This is a genomic window from Bacillus tuaregi (assembly GCF_900104575.1).
Taxonomy (GTDB): Bacteria; Bacillota; Bacilli; order Bacillales; family Cytobacillaceae; genus Bacillus_BD; species Bacillus_BD tuaregi.
Window position 1 is genome coordinate 1,417,973 of the sequence record NZ_LT629731.1, and the last position, 13,047, is coordinate 1,431,019.

At 40.8% G+C, this 13,047-nt stretch carries 13 protein-coding genes; 8 read left to right on the top strand and 5 right to left on the bottom strand.

What is annotated here, in order from left to right:
• Positions 1-168: 168 nt before the first annotated feature.
• The 5 genes from BQ5321_RS08995 to BQ5321_RS09015 all read left to right on the top strand — a co-directional run bounded on the left by BQ5321_RS08995 (position 169) and on the right by BQ5321_RS09015 (position 4,942).
• Positions 169-999 carry a protein-glutamine gamma-glutamyltransferase gene (locus BQ5321_RS08995; protein WP_071394173.1) on the top strand — a complete coding sequence of 277 codons (831 nt, stop codon included), beginning with the start codon at positions 169-171 and terminating at the stop codon, positions 997-999.
• A 198-nt stretch (positions 1,000-1,197) separates the two neighbouring features.
• Positions 1,198-1,332 carry a YjcZ family sporulation protein gene (locus BQ5321_RS25090; protein ID WP_139187905.1) on the top strand — a complete coding sequence of 45 codons (135 nt, stop codon included), beginning with the start codon at positions 1,198-1,200 and terminating at the stop codon, positions 1,330-1,332.
• Between the two features lie 160 nt (positions 1,333-1,492).
• Positions 1,493-3,334 carry an SLC13 family permease gene (locus tag BQ5321_RS09005; RefSeq protein WP_071394175.1) on the top strand — a complete coding sequence of 614 codons (1,842 nt, stop codon included), beginning with the start codon at positions 1,493-1,495 and terminating at the stop codon, positions 3,332-3,334.
• Between the two features lie 124 nt (positions 3,335-3,458).
• Entirely contained in the window at positions 3,459-4,475 is a 1,017-nt protein-coding gene (locus BQ5321_RS09010; protein ID WP_071394176.1) for a pirin family protein, read from the top strand.
• Between the two features lie 155 nt (positions 4,476-4,630).
• A complete protein-coding gene (locus tag BQ5321_RS09015) occupies positions 4,631-4,942 on the top strand; it encodes a pentapeptide repeat-containing protein (RefSeq protein WP_234978460.1) in 312 nt (103 codons plus the stop codon).
• 62 nt (positions 4,943-5,004) lie between these two features.
• Here the strand turns inward: BQ5321_RS09015 and BQ5321_RS09020 are convergent, their stop codons facing one another.
• On the bottom strand, positions 5,005-6,189 hold the full coding sequence (locus BQ5321_RS09020) for an MFS transporter (protein ID WP_071394178.1): 1,185 nt from the start codon (positions 6,187-6,189) through the stop codon (positions 5,005-5,007).
• Between the two features lie 727 nt (positions 6,190-6,916).
• Between BQ5321_RS09020 and BQ5321_RS09025 the strand changes: the two genes are divergently transcribed.
• Together BQ5321_RS09025 and BQ5321_RS09030 are read left to right on the top strand one after the other, a co-directional pair.
• A complete protein-coding gene (locus tag BQ5321_RS09025) occupies positions 6,917-7,525 on the top strand; it encodes an HD domain-containing protein (RefSeq protein ID WP_071394179.1) in 609 nt (202 codons plus the stop codon).
• A 276-nt stretch (positions 7,526-7,801) separates the two neighbouring features.
• Positions 7,802-8,362: a sugar O-acetyltransferase gene (locus tag BQ5321_RS09030; RefSeq protein ID WP_071394180.1), complete on the top strand. Its 561-nt coding sequence runs from the start codon at positions 7,802-7,804 to the stop codon at positions 8,360-8,362.
• A 368-nt stretch (positions 8,363-8,730) separates the two neighbouring features.
• Here the strand turns inward: BQ5321_RS09030 and BQ5321_RS09035 are convergent, their stop codons facing one another.
• Genes BQ5321_RS09035 through BQ5321_RS09045 form a run of 3 tightly spaced genes read right to left on the bottom strand, consistent with a single transcriptional unit; the run spans position 8,731 to position 10,669 of the window.
• On the bottom strand, positions 8,731-9,381 hold the full coding sequence (locus BQ5321_RS09035) for an ABC-2 transporter permease (RefSeq protein ID WP_071394181.1): 651 nt from the start codon (positions 9,379-9,381) through the stop codon (positions 8,731-8,733).
• A gap of 46 nt (positions 9,382-9,427) precedes the next feature.
• Entirely contained in the window at positions 9,428-10,291 is an 864-nt protein-coding gene (locus BQ5321_RS09040; protein WP_071394182.1) for an ABC transporter ATP-binding protein, read from the bottom strand.
• A gap of 3 nt (positions 10,292-10,294) precedes the next feature.
• Complete coding sequence (locus BQ5321_RS09045; protein WP_071394183.1) at positions 10,295-10,669, bottom strand: GntR family transcriptional regulator; 375 nt, start codon at positions 10,667-10,669, stop codon at positions 10,295-10,297.
• A 201-nt stretch (positions 10,670-10,870) separates the two neighbouring features.
• Between BQ5321_RS09045 and BQ5321_RS09050 the strand changes: the two genes are divergently transcribed.
• Positions 10,871-11,893, top strand: a complete 1,023-nt coding sequence (locus tag BQ5321_RS09050) for a DUF3231 family protein (RefSeq protein ID WP_315970098.1) — start codon at positions 10,871-10,873, stop codon at positions 11,891-11,893.
• A gap of 505 nt (positions 11,894-12,398) precedes the next feature.
• On the opposite strand, the gene BQ5321_RS09055 is transcribed toward BQ5321_RS09050, so the two are convergent.
• Positions 12,399-12,878 carry a PaaI family thioesterase gene (locus tag BQ5321_RS09055; protein WP_071394185.1) on the bottom strand — a complete coding sequence of 160 codons (480 nt, stop codon included), beginning with the start codon at positions 12,876-12,878 and terminating at the stop codon, positions 12,399-12,401.
• Positions 12,879-13,047: the final 169 nt, after the last annotated feature.

Here is a 13,047-nt window from a genome sequence, read left to right on the forward strand (position 1 = left end):
GCAAAAGGCCAGTCACGAACCGGTATAAACGGAATCGTGACTGGCTTTTTTGATTGAACTGCAGGGTATTGTTGTGTTTTTATTGCCCTTGAAAAAAACATGAATATCAAAATCGAGAATAGGATAGATAGTAATGAGAACAAAAGCATTATTGGAATGGAGGATTGTATGATACAAATATCGGGTGTTCCGTTTCAGCTGCCTGGAGCGTGGCAGCTTGGAACGGTGGAAAAAACCATTATTCAACAGATGCAGAATGCTCCCGTTCATTACTCTTATTATTCCGTGAATGAATTTCTGTTTGAGCTCAAGGTGCGAAAAAATATTATTAAAAGTGCAAAGGAAATGAATCAAGGGAAAGCGGTCTTTACAACTTTTGAAACGGCCAAATGCAATCCAAAATACTGGCAATTAACACCAGCAGGCGGATTCCTGATAAGACCCCATGTAAGACCCGCATCTGCGATTTTGGATATCTATCGAAACAGCGAACTATATGCCTTTGAATGTGCAACCGCCATTCCTATCATCTATTACCATGCCATATTGAATAGTATTGGCAGCCAGTTATTTAATGCTTTGTTTCAACATCTCTATTTATACAGCTGGCATACCGATTCTGACCTTGGAATTGTCACGTTTCATACCGATTATGTTATTCCTGGTGATGTGGTTTATTTTAATAATCCTGATTATGACCGAAGTACGCCACAATTTAGAGGTGTGAATGCGGTTGTTCTTGACGATGGAACTTACTTTGGACATGGATTTAACATAAGACCAGCTAAAGAAATCATTGAAATTCTAAATGAAATGCGAAAGCCTGGTAGTCAGAGACCTGCATATTTAACCAAACTTGTGACAAGACCTTCGTTTAAGTATTTATATAGAGTCTCAAACTGGTACAGAAGTGATCGAGCCTACAAAATACAGCGCCCAATTGTCCACCATAATAAAAGCTCTGCTTCCTATGTCCACCATTTATATTACCTCATTTAACGAGAACGTATAATAACCCTGACAAACACCCATTTATTTTGTAGACGGGCTCCAATTTCATCCTCGAGAGTATGATATATAGAAATTCCTTACTCGAAGGGAAGTGTTAATATGTATTCAAATTTAAACGCACCTCCAAACCTTGGACCTAATCTTGGACCTAATGTAGCTCCAATGGCTACAGCGAATGTTCCACCAATGCCGACTTATACAGCTCCTGCTTATGGTTACGGCTGTCCTGCTCCGCGGAACGATGATTTCATCCTCATCGTCGTACTGTTTATTTTACTCATCATCGTAGGTGCAAGCTTTTACGGATATAGCAAGTGCTAATTCTATTTTGTCTAGAAAATTCCTGAGCGTGAAAACACGATCAGGAATTTTTTTGTCATATACTGGGTCCTGAAGGTTGGCTAACCTATCTAAATGCTGTACTATAAGCCATATATAAGCATGAACATGTCAAATTGCTAAAGAAAGGGTTTCTGTATAGATGCAACTTATCCTAACCTTTATTATCCTTGCTTGTACCATTTTTTTATTTATGAGTAATATTATTCGTGCAGATTTGGTTAGTATTCTGGCGTTACTGGCTCTTGTACTCACAGGGATATTAGAGCCGGCAGAGGCTCTATCTGGCTTTTCAAACTCAGTGGTCATTATGATTGCGGCCTTGTTTGTCGTTGGAGCAGGGATTCGGCGAACGGGACTCGCCCGCAAGGCTGGTGATTTGCTTTTACATTGGTCAGGGAATAGTGAGAAAAAGCTTTTCATTTTTCTACTCATTATTGTTCTTTTTGTCGGTTCTTTTATGAGTAATACAGGTACAGTCGCGATCATGCTGCCAGTGGTCATCAGTATTGCGATCAGTATCAAAAGAGATGTTTCAAAGTTATTAATACCGCTGTCCTATACAGCAAGCTTATCCGGATTGATGACATTGATTGCTTCTCCGCCAAACCTGATTGTTAGTCAAGTACTTAGTGATCATGGCTTTGAAAGACTGGGTTTTTTCGATATGACCCCAATCGGAGTGGTCGCAGCTATTACAGGAATTCTTTACTTATTCCTAGTACGAAATATTCTTCTGCCTAACAATCAAAGTAAAAACCAGGTTGAGAATCACGAGATTACACCGAAAGAGCTCATTTTAAATTATGGGCTAGAGGACAATTTGCATCGCGTGCAGGTGCTGGAAAACTCACCAGTGGTGGATAAGCCCCTTTCAGAATTGAAAATCCCTTCTAAATATCATTTAGCGATTTTAAAAATTGACCGAAAAATCGCTGAGGGGAGACGGCTTTTACCCATTACATACCAAGAAATGGCTGGTCCCGGGAGTGTTGTGCAGGCCAAGGATATTCTTTATATCCAAGGCTCACGTACACAGGTGGAAAAGCTGGTGGAGGATTATCAGCTCATCATGGAAACGGAGAAATCAAGGGATGATGTGTTGGTTTCAAGTAAAATGGGGATTGCGGAGGTCCTATTAACGCCTGATTCTCGGCTGATTAATAAAACGATTCGTGAGATTCACTTTCGGAAAAAATACAATGTGAACGTGATTGCGATTAATCGAAAAGGGCAGTACCTTTTGAGAGAAATGTCCAAGATTAAGCTGCGTTTTGGTGATGCATTGCTTGTACAGGGGACATGGGAGGAAATGGAATACCTGGCAAAGGAGACAAAGGACGTCGTCGTAGTCGGTCAGCCGAAGGAGCTTGCCAGTCAGGCAGCCGCCAGCGGTAAAGCACCGATAGCGGGGATGATTCTTCTCCTCATGGTTGCCTTAATGGTTTTTGAGGTATTTCCGGCTGTTATTTCTGTCTTAATCGGCGCTAGTTTAATGCTGGTAACGGGCTGCTTACGGAATATGGATGACGCATACAGCCAAATGAACTGGGAAAGCATTGTCCTAATCGCCTGTATGCTGCCATTGGCAACAGCCCTAGAGAAAACAGGTGGAATGGTATTTTTATCGGAGGGCATTATTGAGCTGCTTGGCGGATTTGGGACGATAGGAGTTCTGGCCGGCATCTATTTTCTAACAATGGTTTTTGGACAGTTTATCAGTAATACAGCCACAGCTGTCCTATTTGCTCCGATTGGTATCAACGCTGCTATCAATCTAGGCGTCAGCCCCTATCCATTTCTGATTGCGGTTGCTGTTGGCGCCAGCATGGCCTTTGCCACACCTGTGGCTACACCGACGAACGCATTAGTTATGACCGCTGGCGGCTATAAATTTATGGATTTTGTCAAAATCGGGGTTCCGCTGCAGTTGATTATGTTTGTTGTTATGATGATCGCCATTCCGATTCTTTTTTCATTATAGATCAACCTAGACGCATGGATGTCTGAAGTTAGTCCATGCGTTTTTTGGTATCAGTGTGTAGAAATTGACATTCCACCCTTTATCATTTATCTTGAAATCAAGATATTTAATGAGGAGAGTGGATATGGTTAATCAAAATATTTTACATGTGCAAAATTTAGGCTTTCAATGGCAGGCTGAAAGTCCCTTTCTTGTCACGATGCACCATAGGGATGCCTATCCCCCAGGAAATGAGGAGCAGGGACCGAATGTGTCATTAGCAGGAAGAAAGCTTGGGGAGGATTTTAGCGGAAAAGACGGCTTTAGTATGTATCATGGAAAAACAGTACCTGGATTCCCATATCATCCTCATCGAGGCTTTGAAACGGTAACCGTTGTATTGGAGGGCTATGTCGATCATTTTGATTCGACAGGTGCATCCGGCCGTTATGGCAATGGCGATGTTCAATGGATGACGGCAGGGAAGGGCTGTCTGCATACAGAGATGTTCCCACTCGTCCATCAGAATCAGGATAACCCGCTTGAGCTGTTTCAAATTTGGCTCAATCTTCCGGCTAGAAGTAAATTTGCCGATCCGGAATATAAAATGCTGTGGGCGGAAGATATCCCTGAATTTGAATCTGTTTCAGAGAATGGTCAAAAATCAACCGTCAGGCTGATTGCCGGAAATTTATTCAGTAAAAAAAGCTTAGCTCCAAGCCATGCTTCATGGGCAAAGGATGAAAACAACCATGTTGGAATCTATCTGATTAAAATGGAGCCGAAAGCCTCGATTACGTTACAAGCTGTTTCGGCGACCTTGAACCGAAATGTTTATTTTTATAGAGGCAATGAAATCAAGATAGACGATGCTGTTATTCCTAGTATGAATCGTATCAAGCTTGCTGGTGACCGGGAAACGACTATTACTAATGGGAATGAAGAAAGTTATCTATTGGTTCTAGAAGGGGAACCGATTCAAGAGCCCGTTGCACAATATGGCCCATTTGTAATGAATTCACAAGCAGAGATTCGCGAGGCCTTCCGAGATTATCAACAGACGCAATTCGGGGGCTGGCCATGGGGGAGCGCGGAGCCTGTGAATGAAAGACACGCAGGAAGATTTGCCCGTTATGCTGATGGGACCGTTGAAAAAAGATAGCTTAAGATATTAAGAAAGGTGCTTCATCATGTGGTGAAGGCCTTTTTTTATGGTGATGAAAAATGGCTCGAATAGCACTGTTTGTGGTCGGTTTTGATATACTTAGAGTAGAAATGTGATTCGTTGAACAAGTTGAAGGAGTGTGATGTTCGGTGATGAAAAAATGTACAGCAAATGATTTGAAGGCCTTCTTCACTGAGTCTGAAGGGAGAAGCAGGCTGGATTTATCCAATATTCAGGTAGAAAAGGTCAATATGACAGGCTGGAGCCTGGAAAAGGTTGATTTTTCCTATTCTATTTTTGAGCATTGCAGCTTTAACGACGTCACACTTGAGCAATCAAGCATTGAAAATGCATTGTTTGTGGAATGCAAATTCCATAGAACCAATTTTAAAAAGGCAAATATGAGGGGCGCTACCTTTAGAGATTGTGAAAAAGGGACTGGTTGGTTTCGGATATCCAGATAATGCTGGATATCCGAAACCAACCAGTCCCTGATGTTGCGTGGGAAGGTGGCTATCTCAGGTCTCTACGAAGCGACCTGCTGCTTCCGGGCGGCAGTCCTTTTTGCCCAAAGATAGGTGAGAATAAAGCAACCTAGTAGAATCACGGCACCAAATGTGAAGGGAATGCTTAGATGCCAGTCAAATAAGGTACCTGCTAACGCTGGGCCAACCATGTTTCCTAAGCTCATATAGGAGTTGTTCATACCGGCAGCAAAGCCTTGTTCATCACCAGCTGTTAACGAAATTAACGTATTGACGGCCGGACGGATTAACGTGGTAGCCGTTGTGAATACGGTAGCCATTAGGATGATGATATAGAAGCTGCTGACAAATAATAAGCCATACAGACTGATGGCAGCAACAAGTAGATTAAATAAGATAATCTTCATTTCACCAAAGCGTTTGAATAATTTATTAATGGCAAACCCTTGAACAATCACACCGGCAAAGCCTCCCACTGTCATCACAATGGCAATGTCACTTGGTGTATAGTTAAATTTATAGGTTAAAAACATCGTTAACGTAGATTGATAGTTGGAAATTCCGAAGGAAAACACAAACACAACAATTAATAGAACAAAGTAGCTTGTTTTAATGGAACGAGCCATTTGCTGGAGAATATTTTCTCCTTTTTTCAAATCCTTTGTTACTGGTTTGATGGATGGCAGGACCATGAACGATAGGATTCCAGCCACGATGGTCGCAGAGCCTCCGAAATAGAATGGAAAGTGGAGGCTAACATTGGATAGAAAGCCGCCAATACCAGGTCCGATCATAAATCCTAACGAAATAGCGGCGCCTAACCAGCCCATCGCTTTCCCGCGTTCTTGATGGGTGGTGATATCCGCCGCATAGGCCATCACAGGAGGAACAATAAAGGCAGAGCCGACACCTGTAAAAAACCGGCATAAATAAAGTAACCAGAGCTCGGAGGAAAGCCCAAAGCCAATTTGTGAAAGTCCATTAATGAAGAGGCCCAGGATGATTAAATTTTTACGCCCATGGCGATCCGATAAATTCCCGGCAACTGGTGAAAAGATAAATTGAGCTAAAGCCATAATCGCAATAATAAAGCCCAGTGCCTGCCCAGCGGCGCCAAAGGTTTTCAGGTATTCAGGCATGACAGGGACAATCAGTCCAATTGCACTAAAGGTGATGAACATATTGAACATTAACATATAAAGTGCTGCTTTTTTTGAGTATTTCATAGTAGTAATCTCATTTCTATTAATATAGGAAGCAAATAAATTATATTATATTCCTGTTTAATCAGATTCACAATGAAAAAGATATAAGGACTTATTTTTCTGCTCTTTAAGTAAAAATAAAGAAAACACATGGATAAAAAGGGGATCCATGTGTTGTCTATCTGCTATTTTTGTTTACTTTTTCTTGCGCGAGTCCCTTAAAAGGATGACAGCGGCAACGGCCGTTACAATAATAAAAAACCAATAAACTATATCCCATACCATGATCGATCCCTCCAACGAAAATATTATCTTACTATATTATACGATATGCTTTATCGATAGTTTGAGAAAAACAGTAAAAAGGAGGTAGATTCTTTGCCGGCTGTAATAGAATTGTCACATGCATCTAATTAAAATTAAGTGGATTTTATTAATCTAATCATTTCTATATAACTACATTCAGCAGAAGTCCTCCACTTCTACAAGTGGGGGATGAGTGCAAATGGTACTTCGATTCAGTGGGGGTTCAAAGCCCGGCTGAATGAAGTTAAGCTTCCGGCGGATGTCACGGAATTTTTAAAGGTAGTTTATCGAGCGAGCTCAATAAAGATCCGGACGCAAATTCGACGGGCGAATTTGATTAAGAGAATTATTTGAGGAAATTGATGTGACTGTTTCCAAGCGATAAAATAAAGGGGAGAAGTTTTTGCGAAGACAAGATAATGAGTTATGGGGGGGAATCTTAATGGATAAGGAAAGGCTGAAACGTCAGATAGACTTTATCGTTGAAATCGATCAGTTAAAACGAATCATGCGACGGAGTCGGATTATTGGGGATACAAAGGATGATACGCTATGGGAAAATTCAGCGGAGCACTCTTGGCATATTGCGATGCTTGCCATGGTATTGAGTGATTATGCCGATGAAATGGTTGATGCTGTAAAGGTGATGAAGATGGCACTGGTCCATGATATCGTGGAAATTGATGCAGGAGATACATTTGCTTATGATCAGGCAGGGAATCTTGATAAGGCAGAACGGGAGGGAAAGGCGGCTTCGCGCATTTTTGGTCTATTGCCCGATGATCAGCGTGATGAAATGATGGAGCTTTGGCGCGAGTTTGAGGAAGGAAAAACGAACGAAGCCCAATTTGCGGCGGCATTAGACTTCCTGCAGCCCTTGCTGCAAAATTATTATACAGAGGGCTATTCCTGGAAATTGAACAAGGTTACCGCTGATCGTGTTCTTGCCCGAAACGAAGCAGCAACGCATAACTCACAGGCCATCAAGGAGTTCATTGACTGGCTCCTACACGATGCCATTGAAAAAGGGTATTTGCCTGACAAGTATTAGGGCTGACAAGAGAGAAGCGAAAAAGCGAGAGACTGTCAGAAGAGAGGCTTAGTTCTGAGAGGGGAACGAGAAAAAGCCAGGGTGTGTCAGAGCTAAGCCTGAGCTCTGACAAAAAGAGCGCAAAAAAGGCAGAGAGTGTCAGAGGTCAGCCCTAGTTCTGACAAGAGGAGCGTCAATAAGCCAGAGTCTGTCAGAAAACAGCCAGTTTGAGTCTTTTTTATAGACAAGTATAGTAGGGGAATCCTTCAATCATACGTATGAAAGTAGGTTAAAACTATGAAATCAGAGAAAGAAAAAATGTTGGCTGGGGAAATGTATGATCCTGCAGACACAGTATTATTAAAGGATCGTGAAGAAGCTAGACGAAAGGTGAGGTTCTATAATCAAACGCTAGAAACCGAAGGTGAAAAGCGAACTAAAATGTTAAAGGAATTACTCGGCTTAACGGGTGAGCATATCTATATCGAGCCCAATATCCGCTTTGATTATGGCTATAATACATATGTAGGAGAAAACTTTTATGCAAACTTTGATTGTACGATTTTAGATGTTTGTGAGGTCCGCTTTGGGGACAATTGCATGCTCGCTCCGGGAGTCCAAATCTATACCGCTACACATCCACTTCATCCAGGTGAACGCAACTCAGGAAAGGAATATGCGAAATCAATTACGATTGGAAACAATGTGTGGATAGGGGGAAGTGCCATTATCAACCCAGGCGTAACGGTGGGAGATAATGCCGTAATCGCATCAGGTGCCGTCGTAACGAAGGACGTTCCAGCTAATGTAGTAGTAGGAGGCAATCCAGCAAAAATTATTAAACAAATAGAGGGCTAGAATACTAAAACTGAAAAAGGACCAAATTCCCCACTCAAACCTTCTCAGTCGATGGAAATACCTTCTTTGTCAATAGACAGACTCCTGGTATTACATTTGCCATCTGGGGACTTTTCACTATAGCAAAAAAGCTAATCGGCAGTGACCGATTAGCTTTTTTGACTCTATAGAAAATAACTAAGATTTCCGGTTTACCTTCAAGACCTGAGTGAAAAAAACAACCGAACAGATGAATGGGAATAGAGCGAGATAATTTTTATCAAGAGCCTGAAAAATCGCCGTTAGGAAGAGAGTGATGCCGATAATAGAGAAAACTATCCTTTTATAGCTGGTTTCCATCGCTTTGGTCACCTCTCAAATTTACTGAACTAAAAATCAGCCTTCGAATAAATCCGTGTCGAGACGAGATAGGATAGTAGCGTGAAAGCAAAGGAGAGAATCGCAACCGAAAGGAAGGGATGCTCCACCACAATCGATGTCAAGCTGGTTTTGATGGTCAGTAGCTTACCAAATCCGCTTGTCACCACGAAAAAGAAGAGGATTCCAATTAAGCTGGATACTCGATAGCCAAATTTATAGTAAATCGGATAAAAAATAGAACACAATAAATAAGCAAAGCAAAGGGATAGAAACATGACCTTTAGATCAAATGATAGAGTAATAGACATGTGAAAAAGCTGTTTAAGAATAACCACCAATAAGCTATAGGAAATAAACGAGATGAGCCACCATGCGAAGATCATAGCATATTTAGCATTAATGACGGTCTTTCTCTCAATGGGCAGGCTAAGCAAAAGTCTATTTTGCATCCGCTCGCTTTCGCCTAAATTAAAATTGGAATACATCATCATAAAATAGGCTATGCAGGCGATGCTTAAGCCGAAAATCAAATGCTCAATAATGGGATTGTCACCACTGACTTCCTTCCCCAACGTGAGCAAATAGGTTAATAGTAGAAGCGGAATAAAATAGGCGACTTTTCTTTGTGTGTGGAAATCCTTTAACATTAACTGGAACATATTACTGAACTCCTTTCTGTCAGGAATAAGCTGAGTTATATTTCACTCAAGCTTTTTGTGATTTGACAAAATAATACATAATTTCCTCAAGGGTTGGGCGTTCAAAGCGTAGGTCAGATTGAGTTTCCAACTGTTGTGTTTTACGCGTTTCAAGCAAAGCTTCAAACCCTAGCGAGGTTTCCTTCAGCATAATCGGCTGCAGTTGTTCAATCCTTTCCTTCAGCCTTTTCACACCTTTAACGAGCACATACTCGTCTAATAAGGTCTCTGTTTCCTCAGACAAAATAATTTTTCCATTCAGGATGAAGGTGATATAGTCGGCTACCTGCTCTAAATCTGTCGTAATATGGGTGGAAAAGAAGATGGCCTTTCTTTCGTCCTGAATAATCTCCAGCAAAATATCCAAGAGTTCTTTTCTAAAAACAGGGTCAAGGCCTGAGGTGGGTTCATCCATAATAATCAGCTCTGCATGATGGGATAGGGCAACGGCCAAGGCAAATTTCATTTTCGTTCCCTTTGATAAGGCTTTAACAGGCTTATGAAGTGGAACTTGGAAGCTTTCAATGTATCGATAGAAAACTTGATCATCCCATTGCTTATAAAAGGAAGAGATAATTTGTTTGTTTCTCTCCACGGTCAGATCTTCAAAAAAGACATCCTGATCATAAACAAAGCCAATCCGCTGTTTTAAGTCCTTCACATGTTTATGAAAAGGAACCCCAAACATATGAATGTCACCGCTATCGATATGAGCCAAGTCCATCATGCATCTAATCGTAGTGCTTTTTCCTGACCCATTGGGTCCAATAAAACCCATGATAAAGCCTCTTTGAAGGGAAAAGCTTACATCATCCAGCGCGAAATCATTGTAAACCTTACTGACATTCTTTAATTCTAAAATGTAATTCATTCCTCATTCCTCCTTGTAGAGCCTTTCAACAATCTCCATTAATTGATTAAGGGAAATGTCGTATTTTTTGCTATCATTTACAATGCCTCTTAGCTTGACTTCCATCATTTCCAGCTGTTTTTCCTTTAATAGATCCTTGCTTCGATAGGAAACGAAGGACCCTTTTCCCACAACAGAATCTATATAGCCTTCCTTTTCTAATTCCTCATAGGCCCGCTTCGTCGTGATGACGCTTATTTTTAATTCCTTTGCGAGACTTCTAATCGAGGGAAGCTGTTCACCCTCCGTCAACTCTCCCTTCATAATCTGCTCGATGATTTGATCCTTGATTTGCTGATAAATCGGTAAATCAGAGGTATTTAAAAGAATAATGTCCATATGCAGCACCTAATTTGTATTGATTGTATATATTCATTATATACACTTTGCTGTGAAAATTCCATGATTTGCTAATAATGTTCATAAAAATATTGATTTTGAAGGGGACGGCTCATTTAAGTTCCATTAGCCAACATAATAGGGTGAAAATAGGTGAAAATAATTCCATACATATCTTTTTTCACCTGGAATGGAGGTTTAATGATGGAGAATGGGAAGCAAATACGGATTACCTCGACAGAATTGGCCCAGCTGTGGGCGCAATATATGAATGATAGTGCAAGTATTTGTATACTTACATACTTTTTAAAAAAAGCTGAGGACACAGAGATTCAGTCTGTTATTGAATATGCCTTAAGTCTTTCCAATGAGCATATTGAAAAACTTACTCCTCTATTTAAAGAGGAGAAGTATGCTATTCCCAAGGGTTTTAAACTAGAGGAGGATGTCAATTTAGACGCTCCAAGATTATTCTCGGACACTTATGTATTGAACTTTTTACATCAGATGTCGATGGTCGGTTTGACAACCTATTCGGCAAGCCTATCGGCGTCAAGCAGAGCTGACATCACAGATCATTATATGGAATGTATTTCTGAGACCATGCAGCTTTATAAAAAGTCTAAGGATTTACTGTTGTCAAAAGGTCTTTATATTAGGTCTCCATACCTGCCGAACCTAGAGCATAATGATTTTGTGCACGAGCAGAGATTTGTCTGGGATATTGTCGGCGAAAAGCGGCCATTAATTGCATCTGAGATTACTAATTTATTTGCTAACATCCAGAGAAATGCATTAGGGGCAGCTACCTTAGCCGGTTTTTGTCAGGTTGCTCAGGATAAGCAAGTCAAACAATTCCTTGTCAGAGGGATTGAAATTGCTAAAAAGCATATTAAATTATTTGGCAAAAAATTCGAAGACAGCTATCTTCCAGTTCCCACTACTTGGGCCACGGAGGTTACGGCTAGTACAGAGTATACTTTTTCAGATAATCTAATGATGTTTTTTACATCTGCTTTAATTGGCTTAAGCATCGGTTATTATGGAACAGGTGTCGCCCAAAGTCCAAGAGTGGATATTGGCATTATGTATAACAGATTAATGGTTGAAATCCAACTCTATTCTGAGGATGGCTCTAATATTATGATTAAAAACAGGTGGCTGGAGCAGCCTCCGATTGCATCGGACAGAGACGAGTTAGCCAAGGCGAATCTGAAAAAGTGATATTTAGGGGAGGAATTAAACCGTTCTATTGTATATCAAATTTGAGTAATAATAGATGATAAGTTTTTCTAAATGAGGACAAGGATTTTGCTTCTTCGTTTAATGATATTAGTAAAGCGATGGAGTTAAAGAAAAAAATGAAAGAGGACAGCTTATCCTCTTTCATTTTTATTTTCTACTTTTAATGATAGTGGGGCAACCAATTGATTTCATACTGGAATGAAATGAACTTTACTTTTTCTTTTTCTTATCATCAAAAAAACCAAGCGCCACAGCAATCGCAATCCCTATCGCAACCCACACGCCTATCCCAATAATCACCATCTCCTTTTACACGTCCTCCTAACAACATTATGATTCAAAATAGAAAAAGTTTCGCGAGAAGTAAAGGCCATTGTGGTAATTTAGAATGAATAAGCTGGTCTAGTTCGGACAGAGTAACCTGAAAATCCATTATTGTTGTCAGAACCGAGGTCTAGTATGTGGCGGGCAAATTTGATTATCCTTACTTCAAAAAGGTACTTGGCATGACGACAGCAACGACCTCACCACGAGCACATAGAATATCATTGGCATATACCTCTGTAAGGACCTTCCAGCGTTTTGGGTGTATTTCTTCGACAGTGCCAATTGCTTTTAGCGGAACATCCTGTGGAGTGGGTTTCAGGAATTCCACATTGAGCGTGGCCGTAACAAACCTTGGTGGCTCGGAGCCATCGCCAATTTCGTTCCCATTTTTACGATGTAAAGCTAATGACGCAGATCCTGTCCCATGACAGTCAATTAAGGAGGCCATGAGTCCGCCATAGATAAAACCCGGAATTCCCATATACTTTGATTCAGGTGTAAAGACGGTCACCGTCTTATCATCCTGCCAGCTTGTCCGTAGGTGGTGACCATCTTGATTTAGCCGACCACAGCCATAGCACCACGCGAAATCATCAGGATAGATATCCTGTATCGCTTTTCCTTTTCTTTCCTCCATTTTTCACCCTCCAAATTATGTATAAAGTGTCTCAATATCATTAATGGCGTTCAGTCCTGTTGTAGTTTAAGAATATACTTTATTTTCCATTCTATCAACAACCTTTTCTGAAGATTTCGTCAAATATCAACTTCATTCAGCAGAAGTCCTCCACTTCTACAAGTGGGAG

Excerpts from the sequence above, each read along its gene's own strand:
- BQ5321_RS09030 (WP_071394180.1), top strand. The coding sequence starts at position 7,802 with ATGAAATCAGAGAAAGAAAAAATGTTGGCTGGGGAAATGTATGATCCT.
- BQ5321_RS09015 (WP_234978460.1), top strand. The coding sequence starts at position 4,631 with ATGAAAAAATGTACAGCAAATGATTTGAAGGCCTTCTTCACTGAGTCT.
- BQ5321_RS08995 (WP_071394173.1), top strand. The coding sequence starts at position 169 with ATGATACAAATATCGGGTGTTCCGTTTCAGCTGCCTGGAGCGTGGCAG.
- BQ5321_RS09020 (WP_071394178.1), bottom strand. The coding sequence starts at position 6,189 with ATGAAATACTCAAAAAAAGCAGCACTTTATATGTTAATGTTCAATATG.
- BQ5321_RS25090 (WP_139187905.1), top strand. The coding sequence starts at position 1,198 with ATGCCGACTTATACAGCTCCTGCTTATGGTTACGGCTGTCCTGCTCCG.
- BQ5321_RS09050 (WP_315970098.1), top strand. The coding sequence starts at position 10,871 with ATGATGGAGAATGGGAAGCAAATACGGATTACCTCGACAGAATTGGCC.
- BQ5321_RS09010 (WP_071394176.1), top strand. The coding sequence starts at position 3,459 with ATGGTTAATCAAAATATTTTACATGTGCAAAATTTAGGCTTTCAATGG.
- BQ5321_RS09005 (WP_071394175.1), top strand. The coding sequence starts at position 1,493 with ATGCAACTTATCCTAACCTTTATTATCCTTGCTTGTACCATTTTTTTA.
- BQ5321_RS09025 (WP_071394179.1), top strand. The coding sequence starts at position 6,917 with ATGGATAAGGAAAGGCTGAAACGTCAGATAGACTTTATCGTTGAAATC.
- BQ5321_RS09055 (WP_071394185.1), bottom strand. The coding sequence starts at position 12,878 with ATGGAGGAAAGAAAAGGAAAAGCGATACAGGATATCTATCCTGATGAT.
- BQ5321_RS09040 (WP_071394182.1), bottom strand. The coding sequence starts at position 10,291 with ATGAATTACATTTTAGAATTAAAGAATGTCAGTAAGGTTTACAATGAT.
- BQ5321_RS09035 (WP_071394181.1), bottom strand. The coding sequence starts at position 9,381 with ATGTTCCAGTTAATGTTAAAGGATTTCCACACACAAAGAAAAGTCGCC.
- BQ5321_RS09045 (WP_071394183.1), bottom strand. The coding sequence starts at position 10,669 with ATGGACATTATTCTTTTAAATACCTCTGATTTACCGATTTATCAGCAA.